This is a genomic window from Roseateles sp. (assembly GCF_049240545.1).
Classification (GTDB): domain Bacteria; phylum Pseudomonadota; class Gammaproteobacteria; order Burkholderiales; family Burkholderiaceae_C; genus Paucibacter_A.
In genome coordinates this window covers 32,848-54,313 of record NZ_JBMLSK010000158.1, presented here as the reverse complement: position 1 = coordinate 54,313, position 21,466 = coordinate 32,848, and the positions used below count along the sequence as shown (strand labels likewise).

Here is a 21,466-nt window from a genome sequence, read left to right as displayed (position 1 = left end):
TCAGAGCGATCGGCCGGGCCGAAGAGATGGAGGGCGAAAACGCGCCACACGGGCCGCACCGGACTGGGCATGACGGCGCACACCCACACGCTGCTTGTACCACTGAGGCGTGGCACCACGCTTTAAGCGCCAGTTTTTCTTGGGCGATCTGTAGACCGGCGGATGCAAGGCGCTGCCGTCATAGGCGTAGCCACTCAAACTGGTTTCCCCGCTGGCCGCATGGCTGACGTCCGCCCAGGTTTGGTCGAATGCCTTGTTGGCGCTGTCGACCTCCTGCTGGACCGTCGACGCCATATTGCTCGCCGCCGACTCCATCTCGGTCTTCATTTTTTGCAGCTCTTCCAGCTCGATCGAGCGGCTGACCTCGGCCTTCACATCGGACACATAGCGCTGTGCTTTGCCCAGCAAATGTCCGATGGTGCGCGCCACGCGCGGCAAGCGCTCCGGGCCGATCACGACCAGCGCTACCGCGCCAATCAGCGCGAGTTTGTCAAAACCAAAATCAATCATGCAGCGTCAGACCGGCGATCCATCAGGACTTGGTCTTGGCCTCAACGTCAACCGTGTTGGCATCCGTCGCCTTGTTGGCAACCTGCTGCACCGGCGCGGCGTCTGTGGCACTGCCATCCTTCATGCCGTCCTTGAATCCCTTGACGGCACCGCCCAGATCACTACCCATGTTCTTGAGCTTCTTCGTGCCAAAAACCAGCACCACAATCACCAGCACGATCAGCCAGTGCCAAATGCTCAGCGAACCCATAATTACTCTCCAAGAATCGAAGTTGTCATTCTAGTTGCGCCGTGTGACAAACACTGTCATACGGCTCATCAAGGCCCCTCAGGCCGATCAGCCCCGCGCCTCGTCAGCCCTTCAACCAGGGGCGCGGGCCACCCATCACATGCATGTGCAAGTGGTAGACCTCTTGTCCGCCATCTTGCCCGGTATTGATGACCGTACGAAAACCATTTGTGACCCCCAACTCGCGCATCAGGCGCGGCCCCAACACGGCCATCTGACCCAAGAGAGGCGCATGCTCTTCACCCAGATCCGCCATGCTCGCGATATGCAGCTTCGGGATGATTAACACGTGCACCGGTGCCCAAGGGTGAATGTCATGGAAAGCCAGCAACTGATCATCCTCATAGACCTTGCGGCTGGGGATTTGACCGGCAACGATTTTGCAAAACAAGCAATTGGGATCGTGAGACATGGGAGAACTCTCAACAAGGTCATTCAAACCGGCATCGACCGGCCAGCATTCATCGCAACCCAACCGCGCAACACGCGATAGAGGAACCAAATCGAAATCAGGCCCCAGGCGATCCAGCCCGGCACCACCAACAAAAGCCACAAAGGACTGGTCAGCAAGTACAGCACACCCGCCCAGACCACCGAGCGCAGACGCCAGCTGAAATGAGAGGCCTGCCAGGTCCCGGCGGCCTCATCCCGCTTGACCAGATCAACCACCACAGCCACCAGCAATAAAAACACACTGGCTTGCACACCCGGTAGCACCGCACCGATGGCCACCACCGCATGCAGGATGTAACTGAGCATACCCACGGATCGCAGGTGTTGCTGCCGCTGCGGATCCATCACGTCGGTGGCCTCGATGACTTCGTCGCGAAAATCAGTCATTCGGTTCCTCCTCCACGGGCTTGTCTTTGCTTGACGAGCGCTGCGCAAACTCCTGCAAGCCCGACAAGCCCTCGCGTCGCGCCAACTCGGCCAAGACCTGTTCCGGTTTGAGGCCAAAGTGGCTCAAAGCAATCAGGCTGTGAAACCACAGGTCGGCCACTTCATAAAGCACCTTCTGCGGCTCGCCATCCTTGGCGGCCATCACCGTTTCGGTCGCCTCCTCGCCAATCTTTTTCAAGATCGAATCGAGGCCCTTGTCAAAAAGCTTGGCCACATAGCTGGTGGCCGGATCGCCGCCATTGGCAGGCTTGCGTGACTCAATCACGGCGGCCACGCGGGCCAGGATGTCTTGACTGGGCATGCTTACCTCCCTGTTCACTTGTAGATCTGGTCCGGGTCCTTCAAGACAGCATCCGCAGTCACCCAAGCGCTGCCCTCCAAGCGCTGATAGAAGCAGGAATGGCGTCCGGTGTGGCAGGCAATCCCCGGTTGATGCCCGTTCTGGGTGATTCTCAGCAGCACGACATCGTTGTCACAATCCAGCCGCATCTCATGCACCGTCTGCGTATGACCGGATTCCTCGCCCTTGTGCCACAAACGCGCACGCGAACGACTCCAGTAGACGGCCTCACCGACCTCCACCGTACGGGCCAAGGCTGCGCGGTTCATCCAGGCAAACATCACCACATCACCGCTGTCACGCTCTTGCGCGATCACCGGCACCAGGCCATCTGCATCCCATTTGATTTGATTCAACCAGTCCATGAGCTTCAGTGTAGTGGCCTCAGCCGAGATGGGTCGCGGCCCCTGCAAAGCCACGCTCAGCAGCAAACCAATCCAACACCGGAATCGTGCCGGGCAGCACCGGTTGCACCTGCACCGGCAGGCTCTGCCAGGCCATTGTTTGCTGCTCACGCATTTCAAACGCACCCGTCCACTCATACACCTTGCAGAAGTGCAGACGCACCCGGGCATGTGGGTAGTCCATCACCAACTCATGCCAAGGATGGGCCGCACCGATGGTGATGCCCAGTTCCTCCTGCAACTCGCGGCGCAGCGCCTGCTCGACGGTCTCTCCGCGCTCCAACTTGCCGCCAGGGAATTCCCAGTAACCGGCATAGACCTTGCCCTCAGGCCGCGAGGTCAGCAAGAAGCGACCTTCGACGCCCTCGGCATCGCGCTCCACCAACACACCCACGGCAACATCCACCGGCGTCCTCTCGATGCCCGCATCAGACATGATCCAAGCCCTCCGGCGGTGCGCCATGCCCCAACACGGCAGGCAAAGCGTCGAGCGCGCCACGACCCGCCAGATCGCGCGCGAACTGATAGGCCACACGACCCGAACGGGAGCCTCGCTCCAAAGCCCAGACCAAGGCTGGCTGGCGCGAGGCAGCAATCAACTCATCGGCCACACCGAAGTAACGCAGCCATTGAGCGGCAATCGCCAGGTACTCTTCTTGGCTAAAGGGGTAAAAGCTCAGCCACAGGCCGAAGCGCTCGGACAATGAGATCTTCTCCTCCACCGCCTCGCCCGGATGCACCTCGCCGTCGGGCTGATGTTTGTAGCCCAGGTTGTCTTTCATCTGCTCGGGCAGCAAATGCCGACGGTTGCTGGTGGCGTAGACCAACACGTTGTCGCTGGCCGCGGCCACCGAACCATCCAGCATGGACTTCAAGGCCTTGTAACCCAGTTCCCCCTCATCAAAGCTAAGGTCGTCGCAAAAGATCACAAAGCGCTCGGGCCGCTCCGCCACCAGATCGACCAGATCTGGGAGGTCGACCAAGTCACTCTTGTCCACCTCGATCAGGCGCAAGCCTCGCGGCGCAAACTCGTTCAAACAGGCCTTGATCAGCGAGCTCTTGCCGGTCCCCCGTGCGCCGGTCAGCAGCACGTTGTTGGCTGGCCTGCCCCTGACGAACTGCTCGGTGTTTTGCAACAGGCGCTGCTTTTGAGCCTCGACCTCCAGCAACTCGCTCAAACGGATGGAGGCGGCATGGCGCACCGGCTCCAGCACTGGAACGCCGCGACGGCGGCGATAACGAAAAGCCGCAGCGGCCTGCCAATCGGGGGCCGCTGCGGCCGGAGGCAGCAAGGCCTCCACCCGGGCCAACAAGCCCTCGGCGCGTTGAAGAAAAGCTTGCAAAGAGTCGCTCATGGTCGCACTGCCATTCAGGGCCGGCCAGTGTAGCGGGCGTGCCGCCCACTCCAGCCTCTGCAACTGATGGAAAGCAAGGCCCGTTGCCCCATGTCCGGCGACACGCCGAACAAAGCGAGCATGCCAAGCGCCTTAGCCCGCCACCAGCATGCGCAGTGCCGCTTCCATCTGCTCGATGGGGCTGCGCTTGAAGCCCGAACGGGCGTAGCGCTGCAAACGCCCGATGATGAAGCTGACCAAGACCGAGGCCTGTGCATTGGCGTCAACCGTCGGAGTCAACGATCCGTTCGCCTCGGCGGCCCTGCGCAAGACTTGGCGCAAAGCGCCTTCAACCCGGTCGAAAAACTGGTTCATGCGCAGCACCAGTCGCTCGTTCTCGTAGACCAAGGCATCGCCGACCATCACGCGCGTCATGCCCGGATTACGCTCACCGAATTGCAGCAAGACCGAGACGATCTTCTGCGCCTGCATGACGCCCGATGACCCTTCGCGTTCGATGATCTGATTCAACAAGGTAAAAACGCTGCCCTCGATGAACTCAATCAGGCCCTCGAACATCTGCGCCTTGCTGGCGAAATGGCGATACAGCGCCGCCTCGCTGACCGACAACTTGGCGGCCAGGGCAGCCGTGGTCACCCGGTCGGCCCCGGGCTGCTCCAACATGCTGGCCAAGGTCTGCAAGATCTGCACGCGGCGCTCGCCAGGCCGGGGACGCTTGCGCGTGCTGCCGGCTGCCGCCTCTGAGTTGCTGACCACGGCTGCTTCATCAACGTTCAGTTCAGACTCTGGGGCTGGCATTGGGGTAGCGGCTTGAAGGGTTGAGGCGGGGCGATGCTGAGTGACCGCGACAGCACATTTGCGGCATCGGCGGGAGATTCTGGCACAGGCTCGTGTCGGCTCAAGCGCGGCGACTCCGAGCCCCCGTGCAAGGCTTTGCGGCGTGACTCGTCAGCGCAACTGACTCAGCGATCGAATGCGTTGATCGACATAGACCGGCCGGCGCCGCAGGCCAATGCCTGCCTCGGGACCATGACATGCCGCGGCCTTGTGTACCCAACGTTGCATCCAGACGGTACGCAGGCCGACACGGCGCGCCGACTTTTGATGCACCAAAGTGTCTTCCACCAAGACGCAGTCACGCGCCTGCAGTTTCAGGCGGGCCAACAAGGCGCGGAACATGCGCGCATCGGGTTTCAGCCGCCAATGGCCGAACATGCGCATTTGCTCGCAGGGAATGATGGCCTCGAAACAATGCTGCATGCCCAAGGTTTCGAGCACCCGCTGGGCATAAGCCTGCGGCGCATTGGTCAACAAGAATTTGCGGCCGCGCAAGCGCTTGAGCGCCGCCAAGTCATGCGCATGGGTGTGCAGCAAAGGCTCGATGCCGTCGAGCTTGTGGGTTTGGTGCAGAAAGTGATCGGCCCGCACGCCGTGATGCCGCACCAAGCCCAGCAAGGTGGCGCCATAGCGCTGCCAGTACAGGGCCCGCAGGCGGTTGGCCTCGGCTTGGGGCACGCCCAAGTGCTCTTCGATGTAGTCACCCATGGACTGATGCAAGGCGCCGAACACATGGGCCGAGGCATTGTGCAAGGTGTTGTCCAGGTCGAAGAACCAGACCCGGCGCTGCGAAGCCGGCCGCACAGCCGGTCTCAGTGAGCCCGAATCATTGCAGGTCCTCACTGTGTTCAGACGCGGAACAAGTCTTCGGTCTCAATGAGACCGAATCATTGTTCCGTACGCCTGGTCTGACAGGATCTCCAGCAGCATCGCGTGCGGCACCCGGCCGTCGATGATGTGCACCGCATTCACGCCGCTCTTGGCCGCGTCAATCGCGCCCGCAATCTTGGGGATCATGCCGCCGCTGATGGTGCCGTCTTCCACCAACTCGTCGATGCGACGCGGGGTCAACTCGGTCAGCAACTGGCCTTCTTTGTCCAGCACGCCGCGGATATTGGTCAGCATCAAGAGTTTTTCAGCCTTCAGCACCGTGGCCAGCTTGGCCGCCACCACATCGGCATTGATGTTGTAGCTCTCGTTGTGCTCGCCAAAGCCGATGGGGCTGACCACCGGGATGAACTGGTCATCTTGCAGTGCCTTCACCACGCTGGGGTCGATGGAGACGATATCGCCCACCTGACCAATATCGTGCTCTTTGTTTGGGTCGTCCTTGTCCTGCACCATCAGCTTCTTGGCGCGGATCATGCCGCCGTCACGCCCGGTCAGGCCCACAGCCTTGCCGCCGGCGGCGTTGATCAGGCCCACCACGTCTTGCTGCACCTCGCCGGCCAAGACCCACTCGACCACGTCCATGGTCTCGGCGTCGGTCACGCGCATGCCTTGGATGAACTCACCCTTCTTGCCCAGCTTGCTGAGCAAGCCTTCGATTTGCGGGCCGCCGCCGTGCACCACCACCGGGTTCAGGCCCACCAGCTTGAGCAGCACCACGTCTTCCGCAAAATCTTTTTGCAACTCGGGGTCGGTCATGGCATTGCCGCCGTACTTGATGACGATGGTCTTGCCGTGAAATTTACGGATATAGGGCAGCGCCTGCGAAAGGATCTCGGCCTTCTCGCGCGGGCTGATATGGCCGATATCGGTGGCGTTGGATGCTGGCTCGGTTTTCATAATGGGCAAGGTCGTTCGGATCAAGAAACAAGGGCAAGGTTTGAGAATGATTGTAGGGTGGCGCTGCAGTGGGTACCGCCATGGCAACACTCTGTCGCGGCGCATGTCAACAAGGCTTCGAATCGTGGAACACTCCAGCTCGCTCCCGAAAAGGGAACGCCAAACTACAACACGAGGAAGACACCCCTATGTCGAAGTTGACTGCCTTTTTAAGCGGCTGCACCGCCACCGCGACCGCCATCATCGCCATCACCTTACTGACCGGGGCCAAGGCTCCTCCGACCAAGTTCGAGGAGATAGATGTCGGCCGCATCAATGTGCGCGAGCCCGACGGCACGCTGCGCATGGTGATTTCCAATCGCACGCAGTTCCCCGGCGCCCCCTGGAAAGGACAGGAAATCCCGCGCCCGGACCGACGCAGTTTCGCAGGCATGCTTTTCGTCAATGACGAGGGCACAGAAAGCGGCGGCCTGATCCAGAAAGGCAGCCTCGGTGCCAACGGCAAGGCCGACGCCGGCTTGAGCCTGACCTTTGACCGATTCCGTCAAGACCAGGTCCTGCAACTGCTGCATGCCGAGCAAGGTGGCCAGGCCATGACCCACATCTTGATCAATGATGAACCCTCGCATGAGCTCATGGATGTCAAGAATCGAATGGCGCGCTTTGACGAGATCGACGCGATGAAGCCGCCCGAGCGTCGCTTGGCCATGCAAGAGATGCGAGACAAAGGCTTGATGCCAGCCAATCGCGTACGCCTGGGGACCACGCAGGACAAGGCATCGGCCCTGTCCCTGGCCGATGCCCAGGGTCGTACCCGCATGCTGCTGATCGTCAGTGCCGACGGCAAGCCCAGCATCCAAATGCTCGACGAACAAGGCAAGGTGGCCAAGACCATAGGCTTGGACACGCCCTGAGCATGGCCAGGGCGGAGGCGACAATGCACACATGCAAGTCAGCTCCTACCTGAAGTTATCCGTCGCCGTCGCCCTGGCCACCATTGTTCTGAAAACCGGCGCCTGGTGGTGGACCGACTCGGTCAGCTTGGCCGCCGATGCACTCGAGTCGCTGGTCAACTTGGCCGGCGCCATGTTTGCGCTGGCCATGGTCACCATTGCCGCCAAGCCGCCGGATGCCGAACACCCCTACGGCCATCACAAGGCCGAGTATTTCTCCAGCGGTTTTGAAGGCGTGCTGATCATTGCCGCCGGCATGGGCATCATCTGGGCCGCCGCCCATCGGCTATTGGATCCGCAGCCGGTGGAGTCCTTGAGCATCGGCATCGCCTTGGCCGTCATCAGCTCGGCCATGAACGGTGCGCTGGGCTGGGCCATGCTGCGCAAGTCCCGAGAGCAACAGTCAATGGCGCTCGAGGCCAATGCCCGCCATATGTTCACCGACGTCTGGACCTCGGCCGGCGTGGTGCTGGGCTTGATTGGCGTGATGGCCACCGGCTGGCTGTGGCTGGACCCGGTGCTGGCGATTCTGGTGGCCTTGAACATATTGCGCGAAGGCGTTCAGCTTGTGCGCGCTTCCAGCGATGGCTTGATGGACCAGGCCCTGGATGCCGACTCGATGCAAGCAGTGCAAAAAGTGCTCGATGAGTATTCGCATCAACACATCCGCTTTGACCATCTGGTGACCCGCAGCGCTGGGCAAAGGCATTACATCGATCTGCATATGCACATGCCGGCGCAATGGAGCTTGGGCCGCGCCGCCGCCCTGCGCAATGCGCTGGAGCAGGCCTTGATGAAGGCCGTGCCGGGGTTGCGCGCCAGCATTCAATTGCTACCCAGCGATGTAGAAGCGCATTTTGACGAAGTGGCCGAACAGAAATGATTGCCGTACTGCAAAGAGTTCGCCACGCCAAGGTGGAAGTGGCCGGCCAGACCCTTGGCGCGATTGAGCAAGGGCTGTTGATGCTGGTTTGCGCCGAGCCCAGCGACACCGAACTGCAAGCCGAGAAGCTGATCGCCAAGGTCTTGAAGCTGCGCATTTTCAGCGACGAGGCCGGCAAGATGAACCGCAGCGTGCAAGACATCGGCGGCGGCCTCTTGATCGTCTCTCAGTTCACCCTGGCTGCGGACTGCAGCAGCGGCAACCGGCCCAGCTTCACCGGCGCCGCCGGCGCCGAACAGGGCCGGCAGCTCTACGAAGCCTGCTTGCGTTTGGCGCGTGAGAAGCACCCCAAGGTCGAAGCCGGCGAGTTCGGCGCCGATATGCAGGTGAGCCTGCTCAACGACGGGCCGGTGACCATTCCGCTGCGGATCAACTGATCACCAGCTGAAGGGCAACAGGATCAGTTGCCCTGCTGCAGACGCGCGATGCGCTGTTCCATCGGTGGGTGGCTGGAGAACAAAGCCATCCAACCACTCGGGCGAGCGCTGATGCCCATGGCTTGCATGGCCTTGGGCATCTCACCGGGATCCAGGCCACCCAAGCGTGCCAAGGCATTCACCATCGGCTGCTTGCGCCCCATCAGCTGCGCCGCACCGGCGTCGGCGCGGAACTCGCGCTGACGCGAGAACCAGGCCACGATGATGGCGGCGACCACACCCAAGACGATATCCAAAACGATGGTGGTGACGTAGTAGCCGATGCCCGGCCCATCGTTCTGATTGCGCAGCACGATCTTGTCGACCACATAGCCGATCACCCGCGAGAGGAAGACCACAAAGGTGTTCATCACGCCCTGGATCAGCGCCATGGTGACCATATCGCCGTTGGCGACGTGGGCCACTTCATGGCCGATGACGGCCTCCACCTCTTCACGGCTCATGGACTGCAAAAGTCCAGTCGACACCGCCACCAGGGCCGAGTTCTTGAAGGCGCCGGTCGCAAAGGCGTTGGGCGCACCTTCGTAGATGCCGACCTCGGGCGTCTTGATGCCGGCCTTCTCGGAAAAGCGTTCCACCGTAGTCACCAACCAGATGTGGGTGGCGTCGCCCGAGTTGTTGATCACCTGCACACCGGTGGTCCATTTGGCCATGGGCTTGCTGATCAACAGCGAAATAAAGGCGCCGCCAAAACCCATCACCATGGCAAAGCCCAAGAGGCTGGTGAGGTTGAGTCCATTGGACGTCAGGAACCGATTCAGGCCCAAGAGATGCACGGCCACGCCCAGCACCAGCATCACACCCAAATTGGTCAATAAAAACAAGGCAATGCGTTTCATGAACAGCCTCTCAAACACTAGAAAAAAGAATCCGCTCGCATGATGCGGTCAAGTTAACTTCCGATAAAGCAGGCAAACCGACAAACTCTATCCTTTTTTTACGAAGTTTTGCTAAGCTCCTCCCGCCAGGGTTGGGGTGACTGCTGCGCCGCGGGCTCCAAGGCCAAGCATCGACCCAGTTGCCACTGCGCCTGCAAGTCACTCATCAAAGCCTCGGTTTCCTGGCGCTGTCGACTCAAGCTGGACTGCATCGCATCAATCTCGATCAGCCGCTCTTGCAGGCTTTGCAAAACCAAGTCATGCGGCAGGTCGCCCTGCCCATGCGCCATCAAGCGACGCAAGGTGTCGAGTGAGAAGCCCAGGCGTTGCGCCGTCTGTATCACCAGCAAACGCTGCAAGGCCAGTTCGTCATAAACCCGATAGCCGTTGGCGCCGCGCTTGGCGGCGGGCAGAAGACCACTCGCCTCGTAAAACCGAATCGCCGAGGCGGCCATGCCGGTGCGCTGTGCCAAGTCACCAATCTTCATGGCGTCCCCTTCGCTTGAGATTCACCCCGAAAAAAAACCACTTGACCTTTAAGTTGGCTTGAAGCTTAGCATGCCGACCATGAACCACGCCCGCAACGCTTTTTCAGCCCTGTTCCAAAGTCTGCAACTGCCCAATGGCCAAATCTTGCCCAATCGCTTGGCCAAGGCCGCGATGGAGGAGAGCCTGGCCGAGTACGGCCAAGTTCCAGGCAGCGCCATCACACGGTTGTATCAACGCTGGGCGGACGGTGGCGTGGGCCTGATGATCACCGGCAATGTGATGGTGGACAGCCGCGCCATGACCGGCCCCGCGAGCATCGCCTTGGAAGCCGAAACTCCCTTAGAGGCTTTCCGGCCTTGGGCGGCCGCCGCCAAATCCCGGGGTGCCAAGGTCTGGATGCAAATCAGCCACCCCGGTCGCCAGGTCTTCGCCGCCTTGGGGGGCACGGTCTGGGCACCTTCAGATGTAGCCCTGAAGCTGGGCAAGCATTCCAAGCTGTTTGGTCGGCCTACCGCAATGAGCGAGGCGCAGATCGCCGAGGTGATTGAACGCTTCGCCATCACCGCCCAGCGCGCCGAACAAGCCGGTTTCGACGGCGTACAGATTCACGCGGCCCACGGCTACCTGATTTCGCAATTCCTGTCGCCGCTGAGCAATCAACGCCACGATGGCTGGGGCGGCAGCATTGAGCAACGCGCCCGCCTGCTGCTGGAGGTGATCCGCGCCGTGCGCGCCAAGGTCTCGGCCGGTTTCAGCGTCGCGGTGAAGCTCAACTCGGCGGACTTCCAACGCGGCGGCTTCAGCGAGAGCGATGCACAAGCGGTGGTACAGATGCTGAACCTGGAACAGATTGACTTGCTGGAGCTTTCCGGCGGGAGCTACGAAAGCCCGGCCATGCAAGGCCGTACCGCTGATGGCAGGACCTTGGCCCGTGAAGCCTACTTCTTGGAGTTCGCCAAAGGATTGGCGGCCCAGGCGCGCATGCCCTTGATGACCACAGGCGGCATCAGTCGTGCTTCGGTCGCCTGCCAGGTCCTCGACAGTGGAGTGGCCATGGTCGGCATGGGCAGCGCGCTGGCAATGGCACCGGACCTGCCCCTGCAATGGGCCCGGGGTGAAGCCGTCAATGCACCGATCGCGCTTGTCCGCTGGAAAGACAAGGTACTGGTCGGTATTGCCACCATGGCCTTGGTTCGTCGCCAATTGCACCGCATGGCCCAGGGGCAGAGACCCAAACCCAAGGTCTCGCCACTGTTCACCCTGCTCTGCGACCAATGGCGCAACAAGCAAAGGATCCAGCGGTATCGACAGTGGAAAGCTGGCGCCAGCGCCTGAACGACGCTACAAAGGCAAGGCACGAACCCAAGCCCCTCATATTTATGCCCACCACCCTCAACATCAACGGCAAAAGCCGCGTTCTGAACATTGAACCTGAAACCCCCTTGCTGTGGGCGCTGCGCGATGAACTGGCTCTGACCGGCACCAAATTCGGTTGCGGCGTCGCCAGTTGCGGTGCCTGCACGGTCGAGGTGGACGGCGTCGCCACACGCGCTTGTGTGATGCCCATCATGGCGCTGGAGGGCAAGCAGATTCGCACCATTGAAGCCGAACCCGACCGCATCACCGCCGCCTTGCAAGCCGCCTGGATCCAGCACCAGGTGCCGCAATGTGGCTACTGCCAAAGCGGCATGATCATGGCCGCGGCCAGCCTCTTGCGCGCCAATGCCGCGCCCAGCGACGCCGATATTGACGCCAACATCAACAACATCTGCCGCTGCGGCACCTACCAGCGCATTCGCGCGGGCATCCACACCGCCGCCGCACAGTTGCAAGGGAGCGCCCCATGAAGCGCCGCGGTTTCCTGATCGCAGGCGGCTTGGTCGGCGGCGGCGTGCTGCTGGGAGTGAGCCTGACAAGGCCCCCAACAGCCCAATCGCGCCTGGGTGACAAAACCATCTTCCCAGCCCAGGGCGAACAAGTCGCCTTGAACGGCTGGGTCAAGATCATGCCGGACGGCAGCGTCATCGTCGCCTCGCCGCGCGCCGAAATGGGCCAGGGGGTGCACACCGCCCTGGCCATATTGGTCGCAGAGGAGATGGATGCCGACTGGGCCAAGGTCAGCACCGAGCAAGCCCCGGTGGCACAGATTTATGCCAACACCGCGCTCTTGATCAATGTGATCCCCTTCAGCGCCGATGACGACAGCCTGCTGGCACGCATCGCCCGCCGCACCGTACAGAAAGTCGGTTATGCGCTGAGCCTGCAAGTGACCGGCGGCTCCTCCAGCGTGCGCGATGCCTGGGAGCCGATGCGCTTGGCCGGTGCCACAGCGCGCGCCATGTTGGTCGACGCTGCAGCGCAAAGCTGGGGTGTCGAGCCGCAAACCTGCACGGTACGGGACAGCGTGGTCAGCCATCCTCCCAGCGGACGCAAGGCCGGCTTTGGCGAGTTGGCAGCCGCCACAGCCAAGATCGAACCCCGCGCCGATGTGCAGGTGAAAGACCCGAGCGCCTTTCGTTTGATCGGCAAGCCAACGCCGCGCACCGACATTCCGGCCAAGGTCAAGGGCAGCGCCGAGTTCGGCATCGATGTGCAAGTCGAAGGTCTGCTGTTTGCCGCGATTCGACACTGCCCCGTGTTCGGCGGCAAGGTCGCAAGCTTCGATGCGGCAAAGGCGAAGGCCAGCACTGGCGTCAGCGATGCTTTCGTGATCCAAGAACAGGCGGTGGTGGTCGTGGCCGACCGCTATTGGCGCGCCAAGACTGCGCTGGAGGGCTTGGCCATCGAATGGCATGAGGGAGCGCATGCCCAGCTCGACTCGGCTCAAATCGCTCAACAACTGCAGAGCGCCCTCCAGTCCAAGGACAGCGGCACCGGCTTTCGCAGCCAGGGCGACGCCGACAAGACGCTGAGCCAGGCCAAGCGCAAACTGGACGCCACTTACTTCGCCCCCTTCCTGGCCCATGCGGCGATGGAGCCGATCAACTGCACGGCCCTGTTCAAGGACGGCCGTTTGACCGTCTGGTGCGGCACGCAGGTCGCCTCGCTGGCCCGTTGGCGTGCGGCCAAAGTGGCAGGCATAGAGACGGAACAAGTGACGCTGCATGTGCCTCTCCTGGGTGGCGGCTTTGGACGTCGGCTCGAACTGGACATGATCGAGGAGGCGGTGCTGATCGCCCAGCAAACCCAAGGCCGGCCGGTGAAGCTGATCTGGTCGCGCGAAGAAGATATGCAGCACGATATGTACCGCCCGGTGGCCATGGCCAGCTTCGCTGCGGCGCTTGACGATCAAGGGCTGCCCCTGGCATGGCTGAACCGAGTGGCGGCGCCGTCGATCGGCTTGTCGACCACCGAGCGACTGCTGCCCTCCTTTGCCGCCGATTCGCCCGACAAAAACCATATCGAAGGTGCCTTCGATTTGCCCTACGCCATTCCCCATCTGAGCGTGCGCCAACTGCGGGTCAAGACGCCGGTGCCCGTGGGGTCATGGCGCAGCGTCGGGCACTCCTACAACGCCTTCTTCACCGAAGGCTTCATCGACGAGCTAGCTCATGCGGCCGGCAAAGACCCGTTTGCGTACCGACGCGCGCTGCTGGCCGACAAGCCGCGCCACCGCAAGGTCTTGGAGTTAGCGGCGGCCAAGGCGGGCTGGGGGCAGGCATTGCCGCCCGGACGGGCACGCGGCATCGCCGTGCATGAGAGCTTTGGCTCTTGGTGCGCGCAAGTGGCTGAAGTTTCCTTGGGCGCCGGCCACATCCGCGTGCACCGGGTCGTCTGCGCCATCGACTGCGGCGTGGTGGTCAATCCAGACACGGTGGAGGCGCAGATGCAAAGTGCCATCGTGTACGGGCTTTCGGCCGCGCTATTCGGCGAGATCACCATCAAGAACGGCCGCGTCGAGCAGAGCAACTTCCCCAGCTATGAGGCCATTCGCATGGCGCAGATGCCGCAGATCGAAGTTCACATCCTGCCCAGCAGCGCCGCGCCGGGCGGCGTCGGTGAGCCGGGCACGCCGCCGATTGCACCGGCCGTGGCCAATGCGCTGTTCTCCCTGAGCGGTGAGCGCCTGCGAGATTTGCCCCTGCGCCCCAAGGCGGCCGCGCCCGACACGCCCAAGGCGTAAGCGTCTGAAAGCAAAAACGCCAGGGGCCTCGCGGCACCCTGGCGTTTTGCGTTCAAGCGCAAATCTTGTTAAGCGAGACTTCTGACACCGCGATCAATCCCCTTGCAGGGCGCGCCGTCGCAGAGCTCCGGCCCCTCCTGAGGCGAAAAAGGCTGCGCAGGCAGCCTTTTTGTCCTCAGTCGGCATACTGGCCGGCGGCCTTGATGATGGGGCCCCACTTGGCGATCTCGGCTTCGACAAACTTCTTGTGCTCGGCACCGTTGGTGCGCGCATCGGTCACGATCACGGCACCCAGCGCTTCTTGGCGCTTCTGAAACTCAGCGTCTTTCAAAGCGACCTTCAGCGCTGCGCTGATCTTGTCTTGCACCGCCTTGGGCGTGCCCTTGGGCGCGTAGACGCCGTGCCAGATCGCGACACCAAAGCCCTTCAATCCCGCCTCATCCAAGGTCGGCAGCTTCGCCAGTGCAGGCGTGCTCAGGCGCTTGGTCGAGGTCACACCAAAGGCCTTGACCTTGCCGCCTTCGATTTGCTGCGTGGTGTTGGTGGTCTGGTCGCACATCAAGTCAATCTGGCCGCCCAGCAAGTCGGTCATGGCCGGACCGGTGCCCTTGTAGGGCACGGTGGTCATGTCGATCTTGATCGTGCTTTGGAACAAGAGGCCGCACAGATGTGAGGCCGAGCCCAGGCCGGCATTGCCGAGATTGATCTTGCCCTTGTTGGCATCCATCCACTTGGCCAGTTCGGCGTAGCTGTTGGCCGGCAGGGTCGAGCGGCCGATCAAGGTCATCGGCACCTCATTGATCAAGCCCAGGTACTCAAAGTCCTCCAAAGTCTTGTACTGCATATTGCGGTACAGGGCAGGCGAGGTGGCCATGCCGATGTGGTGCAGCAGCAGGGTGTAGCCATCCGGTGCGGCCTTGGCCACCTTGGTCGCACCCAAGGTGCCGCCGGCGCCGCCGACGTTTTCGATCACCAAGGTGGCGTTCAAGGGCTTTCGCAGCGCTTCGGCCAGATCACGCGCGACCTTGTCCGTGGGCCCACCGGCCGAGAACGGCACGACGATAGTGATGGGCTTTTCTGGATAGTTGGCACAAGCAGTTCCTGCGGCCAGTGCCAGCAGACTGAGAGTCAGAAGCTTTTTCATCGACGTCCTCGAAATAATGGGTTGAGGGGTAATGGGGTGACCCATGCTAGAACGTGCGACAGAGCTCGCCATGTCGGGAAACACGTAGTCCCGATTGAGCTCAGTCGAGACGGCGACGGTCTTCGATCACCCGGCCATCATTGGGCAAGGCGCCCGAGGCCAGCAACTCGACCTCGGCGCGCAGCTTGGTGAGCTCACGCACCGCCACCGCCAAGCGCTCCGCCAGACCTTCAAGGGGCGCAGCCACCTCCACCTGCAAGCGCATCTGGTCCTGGGCCATTTCGCCCTCGATCAGCAAACGCGCCCGTGTGAGCTCCGGGAACTGTTTGACGAGTTGCGCCACCTGACTGGCATGCACAAACATGCCGCGCACCTTGGCCGATTGGTCGGCGCGGCCCATCCAACCCTTGATGCGGGTGTTGCTGCGCCCGCTGGGGCAAGCGCCCGGCAAGACCGCCGACAGATCGCCCGTCGCAAAACGGATCAGCGGATAGTCCGGGTTCAAGGTCGTCACCACCACCTCGCCCACCTCGCCGTCGGGCACCGGCTCGCCGCTGCCGGGCCGCACGATTTCTAGAATCACGCCTTCGTCCAACACCAACCCTTCGCGGGCCGAGGTCTCGTAAGCGATCAAACCGATGTCGGCGGTGGCGTAGCACTGGTAGGCCGCCACACCGCGCTCGGCCAGCCACTCCCGCAGTGCAGCCGGGAACGCTTCGCCGCTGAGCAAGGCCTTGCGGACCGAACGCATGGCCGCGCCCTTGCCATCAACACTGCCCTGCTCGGCCGCCTTGTCCATCAGGATCTTCAGAAAGCTCGGCGTACCGGCATAGGCCTGCGGGCGCAAATCAGCCACCGCCTGCAACTGCAACTCGGTGTTGCCCACGCCGCCGGGAAACACACTGCAGCCCAGAGCATGCGCGCCGCCCTCCATCATCGAGCCCGCCGGCGTGAGGTGGTAGCTGAAGCTGTTGTGCACCAGATCCCCGGCCCGAAACCCGGCCGCATACAGGGCGCGGGCCATGCGCCAATAGTCGGATGCCTGCCCCTCGGGCTCATAGAGGGGCCCGGGGGATTGAAACACCCGCCTCGCAAGGCGAGGACCCATCAGCCCGCCCCAACCCACCGTCGCATAACCGCCCAAAGCATCCGTTTCTCGCGAGGCGGCTTGACGCGCCAACAGCTCGGACTTGCGCGTCAGCGGCAACGCTGCCAGCGCCTCACGGCTGTTCACCCGGCTCGCATCCACACCCGCCAGGAGTTCGCGATAGGCGGTGGTTTCCAGCTGTGCATGGACGATCTGCCGCGCCAGAGCTGCCATCAAGGCCTGTTCGCGAAGCTGCGGATCACGGGTTTCCAGCGCGTCGTAAAAAGGGCTGCTGCTCATGGTGTTTCATCCGTCCAGCGCGCCACACGACGCTTGATTTCTTCCAGCAGGCTGCGGACGTCGGCGCTGGACTTGCATTCACGACGATCCCAGTCAGGGCTATGAGCAGGTCGCTTGGCCAAGCTGGCCATCAATTTGCCGTCCGCCACCGTCAAGCTCAGGACCACCTGTCCTTGTAGGCTGTAAGTTTGGGCTCGCTCACTGAGCGAGCGAACATCGCGCAAGGCCCGTTTGATTTGGACGAGCGCATCATCCGGCTTGAACGCAGGCAGGGTAAAAAAGAGATCATCATTCACGGCTCGCTCCTTGCCTGTTCAAGCCAGCCAGCGTTTGCGGCGTTTGTAGCTCTTCACATCCTTGAAACTCTTGCGGTCGCCGCCGCCCATGCCGAGGTAGAACTCCTTGACGTCCTCGTTCTCGCGCAAGGACTTGGCCTCGCCGTCCATCACAACGCGGCCGTTCTCCAGGATGTAGCCGTAGTCGGCATAACGCAAAGCCATATTGGTGTTCTGCTCGGCCAACAGAAAGGTCGTGCCTTCCTTGGCATTCAGGTCTTTGACGATCTCAAACACCTCTTCGACGATCTGCGGCGCCAGGCCCATGCTGGGCTCGTCCAGCAGCACCATCTTCGGGTTGGCCATCAGCGCACGGCCGATCGCACACATCTGCTGCTCGCCGCCCGAGGTGTAAGCGGCCTGCGAGGTGCGCCGCGTCTTCAGGCGCGGAAAGTAGTTGTAGACCTTCTCCAGCGTGTCGGCCACGGCCGCCTTGCCATCCTTGCGGGTGTAGGCGCCGGTCATTAGGTTGTCCTCGATGCTGAGGTGGGCGAAGCAGTGCCGCCCCTCCATCACCTGGATCACGCCGCGGTTGACCATCTCAGAGGTGCTGAGCTTCTCGATGCGCTCGCCGCGCAGCTCGATCGAACCCTTGGTGACCTCGCCGCGCTCGCCCGCCAGCAGATTGGACACAGCGCGCAGCGTGGTGGTCTTGCCGGCACCGTTGCCGCCCAGCAGCGCGACGATGCCGCCCTCCTTGACCTGCAGCGACACGCCTTTGAGCACCAGGATCACATGGTTGTAGATCACCTCGATGCCGTTGACGTTCAGAAGAATATTGCTCATGGTCTAAAGCCTCGTTGACTCGATACAGCGCCGCGCGCGGCGCTGTATCGAAGGCTCCGCTAGGAGCCCCCTCGCCTCGGGCGAGGGTAGGGAGTGGTGTCAGCCGGGCCTCAGGACTGACAGTCAGCCGGCGTGCGACGGGTGAGCTTCTTCTCGGCCGCGTACTTTTCGGCCGAAGCCTTGACCATCGGCTTGATGATCTGCTCATCGGCCTGCAGCCAATCGGAAGCCCAGACAAACTTGCTGCCGTCCCAGGTATGCACCCGCGCCCAGTTGGCGCCCAGGTGGTCGGCGCAGCTGGTGGAGATCGGACGCATCACGCCCTTGAAGCCCAGCCCGTCGAGCTTGGCCTGGGTCAGGTTCAGGTTCTCAAAACCCCAGCGGGCCTGCTCGCCCGTCATGACCTTGCCCTTGCCGAAACGTTCCTGTGCGGCACGCACGCCTTCGGTGGCCAGCATCGCGCCAACCACGCCGCGCATATAGAGCACACTGCCCACATCGTCCTTAGGCCCGGCGCCCTCGCCCTTGGCATAGACCTTGTCGAGGATTTCCTTGACGACGGCAGAACCCGGTTCGGCACCGTGCTGCATCATCACCGCGCTATAGCCCTTGGCGGCCGCACCCACATCTTTCAGGTCCGGCTCGGCGCCCGACCACCAGGTGCCGAACATCTTCTCGCGCGGATAGCCGGTGGCGATGGCCTCCTTGATGGCGGTGGGCGTCATCACGCCCCAGGTCTGCATCACGACAAAGTCGGGGCGTTGCTGACGCACTTGCAGCCAGATGGCCTTTTGCTCGACGCCAGGTGCGGGCACCGGCAGCAGTTGAAGCTCAAAGCCGTGCATCTTGGCGCGCTCCTGCACGATGGGCAGCAGCTCCTTGCCGAAGGCACTGTCATGGAAGACCACGGCGATCTTCTTGCCCTTGAGCTTGTCCCAGCCGCCTTCCTTGTTGGCGATGTGCTGCAAGACCGCGTCACCGGCCAGCCAATAGTGGCCAGCCAGCGGGAAGTTCCACTTGAAGACGCCGCCGTCGGCGGTGTCGCTGCGGCCATAGCCGGAAGTGATCAGCGAAATCTTGTCGGCCGGCACCTTGTCGGTCAGCGCAAAGGTGATGCCGGTGGACAGCGGCTGGAACACGGTGGCGCCGCCATGCTTGCCCTTCAGGCGCTCATAGCACTCGACGCCGCGGTCGGTGGCATAGGCGGTTTCGCACTCTTCCACCAAAGTCTTGACGCCGTTGATGCCGCCGCGGGCATTCACCAGCTTCATATAGTCGTTGTGGCCATTGGCCCAGGGCGTGGCGTTCGGCGCCACCGGGCCGGTGCGGCCGGACAGCACCGGGAAGAACTGCACCTTGTCCTGTGCGGCTGCCGGCATTGCCACCAGCGAGGCCAGTCCGGCTGCGGCCATCGAGGCGGCCATCGCGAGCTGCTTGAGTTTCATGCGTGTCTCCTAAGAAATGTGCACTCTGCGGTGCGGGGTTGAATGAGGCTTGAGCTGGGAACGGTGTCAGTGCGGGAAGGGCCACAGGCGCAGCTTTTCCTTGCCGATGGACCACAGGCGCGCCAGGCCGTGCGGCTCGACGATCAAGAAAAACACGATCAGGCCGCCGAAGATCATCAACTCGGTATGGGCGATCAGCGCGGTGCCAATGTTCAGGCCGACCATATCGCCCAAGAACGGCAGCGCACGATTCAAGAAGATGGGCAGCACGACGATGAAGGCGGCGCCGAAGAAGCTGCCCATGATGGAACCCAGGCCGCCGATGATGACCATGAAGAGCAGCTGGAAGCTGCGGTCGATCGAGAAGGCCGCCGGCTCCCAGGAGCCCAGATGCACAAAGCCCCACAGCGCGCCGGCCACGCCGACGATGAAGCTGCTCACCGCGAAGGCGGTCAGCTTGGCGTAGACCGGCCGGATGCCGATCACCGCCGCTGCCACGTCCATATCGCGCATGGCCATCCACTCACGCCCAATATGGCTGCGCACCAGGTTCTTGGCCAGCCAGGCGAACACCACGACGAAGCCCAGGCAGAACAGATACTTGGCCACCGGGCTGTCGATCGGATAGCCGGCCAACTTCAGATCCGCCACGCTGACCGTGCCCGAGGTCGAGTAATTGGTGAACCACTGCACGCGCAAAAAGGCCCAGTCAATAAAGAACTGCGCCGCCAGCGTGGCCACCGCGAGGTAGAGGCCCTTGATGCGCAGCGAGGGAATGCCGAAGAAGATGCCCACCACCGTGGCACACACGCCGCCCAGCAAAATGGCCGCGATCACCGGCATGCCCTCGACCCGCACCAGGAAGTTGTAGGCCGCATAGGCACCCACCGCCATGAAGGCGCCGGTGCCCAGCGAGATCTGCCCGCAGTAGCCCACCAGGATGTTCAGGCCCAGCGCCGCCAGCGACAGAATCAGGAAAGGAATCAGGATGGCGCGGAAGGCATATTCATCTGCCAGCAGCGGCACGCCGACCACCGCGAACAGCAGCAGCAGCGCGATGCCGAAGCGGTCCTGAGCGATCGGGAAGATCTGTTGATCGGCCGGGTAGGAGGTCTTGAACTGGCCGTTCTCACGGTAGAGCATGGTTTGTCTCTCTTCAGATGTTCTTTGGGCTTCGATCCACTGCGCCAGCGTCAGACGCGGTCAATGATCTTCTCCCCGAACAGGCCCTGCGGGCGCACCAGCAGCACGAACAGCACCAGCACATAGCCGAACCAGATCTCGATGCCGCCGCCCAGCATCGGGCCGATGTAGACCTCGGACAGCTTCTCGCCGACACCGATCACCAGGCCGCCGATGATGGCGCCCGGCACCGAGGTCAGGCCGCCCAGGATCACCACCGGCAGCGCCTTCAGCGCCACCAGCGAGAGCGAAAACTGCACGCCCAACTTGGAACCCCAGATCACACCGGCCACCAGCGCCACAAAGCCGGCCACCGACCACACGATCACCCAGATGCGGCTGAGCGGAATGCCAATGGACTGCGCGGCCTGGTGGTCATCGGCCACCGCACGCAGCGCCCGCCCGGTAGCGGTGTACTGGAAGAAGGCCGACAGGCCGGCCACCAGCGCCGCCGCAATGCCGGCTGCGTAGAGGTCTTCCTTGTTCACCAGGATGCCGCCCGGGAAAGTGCTCTCCAACAGGAACATCGGGTCCTTGGGCAGGCCCACGTCGATCTTGTAGATCTCGCTGCCGAACAGGGTCTGGCCGAAGCCGTCGAGGAAGTAAGTAATGCCCAGCGTTGCCATCAGCAGCGTGATGCCCTCCTGGTTCACCAGCTTGCCCAGCACCAGGCGCTCGATGGCCCAGGCCACGATCCCCATCACCACCATCGCGGCCGCGAAGGCGAGCAGATTGGCCAGCAACTTGCTGTCGAAGCCCAGCAGCGCCGGGAACCACTCGGAGAAGCGCGCCATCGCCAGTGCCGCGAACAGCACCATGGCACCTTGAGCGAAGTTGAAGACGCCCGAGGCCTTGAAGATCAGCACAAAGCCCAGCGCCACCAGCGAATACAGCATGCCCGACATCAGGCCGCCGATCAAAGTTTCGATAAAAAATCCCAT

At 62.3% G+C, this 21,466-nt stretch carries 26 protein-coding genes; 6 read left to right on the top strand and 20 right to left on the bottom strand.

Annotated features, from left to right (window positions below):
* From tatB to argB, 11 genes are all read right to left on the bottom strand, one after another.
* Positions 1 to 510: a Sec-independent protein translocase protein TatB gene (gene tatB, locus ACOVRJ_RS10190; RefSeq protein WP_422043738.1), complete on the bottom strand. Its 510-nt coding sequence runs from the start codon at positions 508 to 510 to the stop codon at positions 1 to 3.
* 22 nt (positions 511 to 532) lie between these two features.
* Complete coding sequence (gene tatA / locus ACOVRJ_RS10185; protein ID WP_422043737.1) at positions 533 to 760, bottom strand: Sec-independent protein translocase subunit TatA; 228 nt, start codon at positions 758 to 760, stop codon at positions 533 to 535.
* 103 nt (positions 761 to 863) lie between these two features.
* Entirely contained in the window at positions 864 to 1,211 is a 348-nt protein-coding gene (locus tag ACOVRJ_RS10180) for a histidine triad nucleotide-binding protein (protein WP_422043736.1), read from the bottom strand.
* A 23-nt stretch (positions 1,212 to 1,234) separates the two neighbouring features.
* A complete protein-coding gene (locus tag ACOVRJ_RS10175) occupies positions 1,235 to 1,639 on the bottom strand; it encodes a DUF4870 family protein (RefSeq protein ID WP_422043735.1) in 405 nt (134 codons plus the stop codon).
* Complete coding sequence (locus ACOVRJ_RS10170; protein WP_422043734.1) at positions 1,632 to 2,000, bottom strand: phosphoribosyl-ATP diphosphatase; 369 nt, start codon at positions 1,998 to 2,000, stop codon at positions 1,632 to 1,634. The genes ACOVRJ_RS10175 and ACOVRJ_RS10170 overlap by 8 nt, the downstream gene beginning before the upstream one ends.
* A 14-nt stretch (positions 2,001 to 2,014) precedes the next feature.
* Complete coding sequence (gene hisI, locus ACOVRJ_RS10165; protein ID WP_422043759.1) at positions 2,015 to 2,413, bottom strand: phosphoribosyl-AMP cyclohydrolase; 399 nt, start codon at positions 2,411 to 2,413, stop codon at positions 2,015 to 2,017.
* A gap of 10 nt (positions 2,414 to 2,423) precedes the next feature.
* On the bottom strand, positions 2,424 to 2,879 hold the full coding sequence (locus tag ACOVRJ_RS10160) for an NUDIX domain-containing protein (protein ID WP_422043733.1): 456 nt from the start codon (positions 2,877 to 2,879) through the stop codon (positions 2,424 to 2,426).
* A complete protein-coding gene (locus ACOVRJ_RS10155) occupies positions 2,872 to 3,798 on the bottom strand; it encodes an ATP-binding protein (protein ID WP_422043732.1) in 927 nt (308 codons plus the stop codon). Before ACOVRJ_RS10155 ends, ACOVRJ_RS10160 begins: the two co-directional genes overlap by 8 nt.
* Positions 3,799 to 3,930: 132 nt before the next feature.
* Positions 3,931 to 4,596 carry a nucleoid occlusion factor SlmA gene (gene slmA, locus ACOVRJ_RS10150; protein WP_422043731.1) on the bottom strand — a complete coding sequence of 222 codons (666 nt, stop codon included), beginning with the start codon at positions 4,594 to 4,596 and terminating at the stop codon, positions 3,931 to 3,933.
* Between the two features lie 150 nt (positions 4,597 to 4,746).
* Positions 4,747 to 5,439: a pyrimidine 5'-nucleotidase gene (locus ACOVRJ_RS10145; RefSeq protein WP_422043730.1), complete on the bottom strand. Its 693-nt coding sequence runs from the start codon at positions 5,437 to 5,439 to the stop codon at positions 4,747 to 4,749.
* 69 nt (positions 5,440 to 5,508) lie between these two features.
* The gene (argB, locus tag ACOVRJ_RS10140) at positions 5,509 to 6,423 is read right to left on the bottom strand and encodes an acetylglutamate kinase (RefSeq protein ID WP_422043729.1); all 915 of its coding nucleotides are present in this window, start codon (positions 6,421 to 6,423) and stop codon (positions 5,509 to 5,511) included.
* Positions 6,424 to 6,611: 188 nt separating this feature from the next.
* Between argB and ACOVRJ_RS10135 the strand changes: the two genes are divergently transcribed.
* Genes ACOVRJ_RS10135 through dtd form a run of 3 tightly spaced genes read left to right on the top strand, consistent with a single transcriptional unit; the run spans position 6,612 to position 8,696 of the window.
* Positions 6,612 to 7,337, top strand: a complete 726-nt coding sequence (locus tag ACOVRJ_RS10135) for a hypothetical protein (protein WP_422043728.1) — start codon at positions 6,612 to 6,614, stop codon at positions 7,335 to 7,337.
* A 31-nt stretch (positions 7,338 to 7,368) separates the two neighbouring features.
* On the top strand, positions 7,369 to 8,259 hold the full coding sequence (locus tag ACOVRJ_RS10130) for a cation diffusion facilitator family transporter (protein ID WP_422043727.1): 891 nt from the start codon (positions 7,369 to 7,371) through the stop codon (positions 8,257 to 8,259).
* Positions 8,256 to 8,696, top strand: coding sequence for a D-aminoacyl-tRNA deacylase (dtd, locus tag ACOVRJ_RS10125; RefSeq protein WP_422043726.1), 441 nt, complete (start codon positions 8,256 to 8,258; stop codon positions 8,694 to 8,696). Before ACOVRJ_RS10130 ends, dtd begins: the two co-directional genes overlap by 4 nt.
* 23 nt (positions 8,697 to 8,719) lie before the next feature.
* On the opposite strand, the gene htpX is transcribed toward dtd, so the two are convergent.
* Together htpX and ACOVRJ_RS10115 are read right to left on the bottom strand one after the other, a co-directional pair.
* Positions 8,720 to 9,595, bottom strand: coding sequence for a protease HtpX (gene htpX / locus ACOVRJ_RS10120; RefSeq protein ID WP_422043725.1), 876 nt, complete (start codon positions 9,593 to 9,595; stop codon positions 8,720 to 8,722).
* A 98-nt stretch (positions 9,596 to 9,693) separates the two neighbouring features.
* Positions 9,694 to 10,122 (bottom strand): MerR family transcriptional regulator, encoded by a 429-nt coding sequence (locus ACOVRJ_RS10115; protein ID WP_422043724.1) that lies wholly within the window; start codon positions 10,120 to 10,122, stop codon positions 9,694 to 9,696.
* A 70-nt stretch (positions 10,123 to 10,192) separates the two neighbouring features.
* Here ACOVRJ_RS10115 and ACOVRJ_RS10110 point away from each other — a divergent pair, with 70 nt between their 5' ends.
* The 3 genes from ACOVRJ_RS10110 to ACOVRJ_RS10100 are packed head-to-tail and all read left to right on the top strand — an operon-like array spanning position 10,193 to position 14,246.
* On the top strand, positions 10,193 to 11,458 hold the full coding sequence (locus tag ACOVRJ_RS10110; RefSeq protein WP_422043723.1) for an NADH:flavin oxidoreductase/NADH oxidase family protein: 1,266 nt from the start codon (positions 10,193 to 10,195) through the stop codon (positions 11,456 to 11,458).
* A gap of 44 nt (positions 11,459 to 11,502) precedes the next feature.
* The gene (locus ACOVRJ_RS10105) at positions 11,503 to 11,970 is read left to right on the top strand and encodes a (2Fe-2S)-binding protein (RefSeq protein WP_422043722.1); all 468 of its coding nucleotides are present in this window, start codon (positions 11,503 to 11,505) and stop codon (positions 11,968 to 11,970) included.
* Positions 11,967 to 14,246 carry a molybdopterin cofactor-binding domain-containing protein gene (locus tag ACOVRJ_RS10100; RefSeq protein WP_422043721.1) on the top strand — a complete coding sequence of 760 codons (2,280 nt, stop codon included), beginning with the start codon at positions 11,967 to 11,969 and terminating at the stop codon, positions 14,244 to 14,246. Before ACOVRJ_RS10105 ends, ACOVRJ_RS10100 begins: the two co-directional genes overlap by 4 nt.
* A 175-nt stretch (positions 14,247 to 14,421) precedes the next feature.
* Here the strand turns inward: ACOVRJ_RS10100 and ACOVRJ_RS10095 are convergent, their stop codons facing one another.
* The 7 genes from ACOVRJ_RS10095 to ACOVRJ_RS10065 form a co-directional block, all read right to left on the bottom strand.
* Positions 14,422 to 15,390, bottom strand: coding sequence for a tripartite tricarboxylate transporter substrate-binding protein (locus tag ACOVRJ_RS10095; RefSeq protein WP_422043720.1), 969 nt, complete (start codon positions 15,388 to 15,390; stop codon positions 14,422 to 14,424).
* A gap of 100 nt (positions 15,391 to 15,490) precedes the next feature.
* A complete protein-coding gene (locus ACOVRJ_RS10090; protein ID WP_422043719.1) occupies positions 15,491 to 16,777 on the bottom strand; it encodes a phenylacetate--CoA ligase family protein in 1,287 nt (428 codons plus the stop codon).
* Positions 16,774 to 17,073 carry a hypothetical protein gene (locus ACOVRJ_RS10085; protein ID WP_422043718.1) on the bottom strand — a complete coding sequence of 100 codons (300 nt, stop codon included), beginning with the start codon at positions 17,071 to 17,073 and terminating at the stop codon, positions 16,774 to 16,776. The genes ACOVRJ_RS10090 and ACOVRJ_RS10085 overlap by 4 nt, the downstream gene beginning before the upstream one ends.
* Before the next feature lie 18 nt (positions 17,074 to 17,091).
* Entirely contained in the window at positions 17,092 to 17,898 is an 807-nt protein-coding gene (locus ACOVRJ_RS10080; protein ID WP_422043717.1) for an ABC transporter ATP-binding protein, read from the bottom strand.
* A 110-nt stretch (positions 17,899 to 18,008) separates the two neighbouring features.
* A complete protein-coding gene (locus ACOVRJ_RS10075; RefSeq protein WP_422043716.1) occupies positions 18,009 to 19,343 on the bottom strand; it encodes an ABC transporter substrate-binding protein in 1,335 nt (444 codons plus the stop codon).
* Positions 19,344 to 19,409: 66 nt separating this feature from the next.
* Positions 19,410 to 20,486 carry a branched-chain amino acid ABC transporter permease gene (locus ACOVRJ_RS10070; RefSeq protein WP_422043715.1) on the bottom strand — a complete coding sequence of 359 codons (1,077 nt, stop codon included), beginning with the start codon at positions 20,484 to 20,486 and terminating at the stop codon, positions 19,410 to 19,412.
* A 50-nt stretch (positions 20,487 to 20,536) separates the two neighbouring features.
* Positions 20,537 to 21,466: a branched-chain amino acid ABC transporter permease gene (locus tag ACOVRJ_RS10065; RefSeq protein ID WP_422043714.1), complete on the bottom strand. Its 930-nt coding sequence runs from the start codon at positions 21,464 to 21,466 to the stop codon at positions 20,537 to 20,539.

Coding starts and splice junctions, on each gene's coding strand:
- ACOVRJ_RS10095 (WP_422043720.1), bottom strand. CDS start 15,390: ATGAAAAAGCTTCTGACTCTCAGTCTGCTGGCACTGGCCGCAGGAACT.
- argB (WP_422043729.1), bottom strand. CDS start 6,423: ATGAAAACCGAGCCAGCATCCAACGCCACCGATATCGGCCATATCAGC.
- tatB (WP_422043738.1), bottom strand. CDS start 510: ATGATTGATTTTGGTTTTGACAAACTCGCGCTGATTGGCGCGGTAGCG.
- ACOVRJ_RS10105 (WP_422043722.1), top strand. CDS start 11,503: ATGCCCACCACCCTCAACATCAACGGCAAAAGCCGCGTTCTGAACATT.
- ACOVRJ_RS10155 (WP_422043732.1), bottom strand. CDS start 3,798: ATGAGCGACTCTTTGCAAGCTTTTCTTCAACGCGCCGAGGGCTTGTTG.
- ACOVRJ_RS10160 (WP_422043733.1), bottom strand. CDS start 2,879: ATGTCTGATGCGGGCATCGAGAGGACGCCGGTGGATGTTGCCGTGGGT.
- ACOVRJ_RS10075 (WP_422043716.1), bottom strand. CDS start 19,343: ATGAAACTCAAGCAGCTCGCGATGGCCGCCTCGATGGCCGCAGCCGGA.
- htpX (WP_422043725.1), bottom strand. CDS start 9,595: ATGAAACGCATTGCCTTGTTTTTATTGACCAATTTGGGTGTGATGCTG.
- ACOVRJ_RS10130 (WP_422043727.1), top strand. CDS start 7,369: ATGCAAGTCAGCTCCTACCTGAAGTTATCCGTCGCCGTCGCCCTGGCC.
- ACOVRJ_RS10170 (WP_422043734.1), bottom strand. CDS start 2,000: ATGCCCAGTCAAGACATCCTGGCCCGCGTGGCCGCCGTGATTGAGTCA.
- ACOVRJ_RS10070 (WP_422043715.1), bottom strand. CDS start 20,486: ATGCTCTACCGTGAGAACGGCCAGTTCAAGACCTCCTACCCGGCCGAT.
- ACOVRJ_RS10115 (WP_422043724.1), bottom strand. CDS start 10,122: ATGAAGATTGGTGACTTGGCACAGCGCACCGGCATGGCCGCCTCGGCG.
- ACOVRJ_RS10135 (WP_422043728.1), top strand. CDS start 6,612: ATGTCGAAGTTGACTGCCTTTTTAAGCGGCTGCACCGCCACCGCGACC.
- ACOVRJ_RS10080 (WP_422043717.1), bottom strand. CDS start 17,898: ATGAGCAATATTCTTCTGAACGTCAACGGCATCGAGGTGATCTACAAC.
- ACOVRJ_RS10110 (WP_422043723.1), top strand. CDS start 10,193: ATGCCGACCATGAACCACGCCCGCAACGCTTTTTCAGCCCTGTTCCAA.
- ACOVRJ_RS10180 (WP_422043736.1), bottom strand. CDS start 1,211: ATGTCTCACGATCCCAATTGCTTGTTTTGCAAAATCGTTGCCGGTCAA.
- ACOVRJ_RS10175 (WP_422043735.1), bottom strand. CDS start 1,639: ATGACTGATTTTCGCGACGAAGTCATCGAGGCCACCGACGTGATGGAT.
- dtd (WP_422043726.1), top strand. CDS start 8,256: ATGATTGCCGTACTGCAAAGAGTTCGCCACGCCAAGGTGGAAGTGGCC.
- ACOVRJ_RS10100 (WP_422043721.1), top strand. CDS start 11,967: ATGAAGCGCCGCGGTTTCCTGATCGCAGGCGGCTTGGTCGGCGGCGGC.
- slmA (WP_422043731.1), bottom strand. CDS start 4,596: ATGCCAGCCCCAGAGTCTGAACTGAACGTTGATGAAGCAGCCGTGGTC.
- tatA (WP_422043737.1), bottom strand. CDS start 760: ATGGGTTCGCTGAGCATTTGGCACTGGCTGATCGTGCTGGTGATTGTG.
- ACOVRJ_RS10065 (WP_422043714.1), bottom strand. CDS start 21,466: ATGGGATTTTTTATCGAAACTTTGATCGGCGGCCTGATGTCGGGCATG.
- ACOVRJ_RS10090 (WP_422043719.1), bottom strand. CDS start 16,777: ATGAGCAGCAGCCCTTTTTACGACGCGCTGGAAACCCGTGATCCGCAG.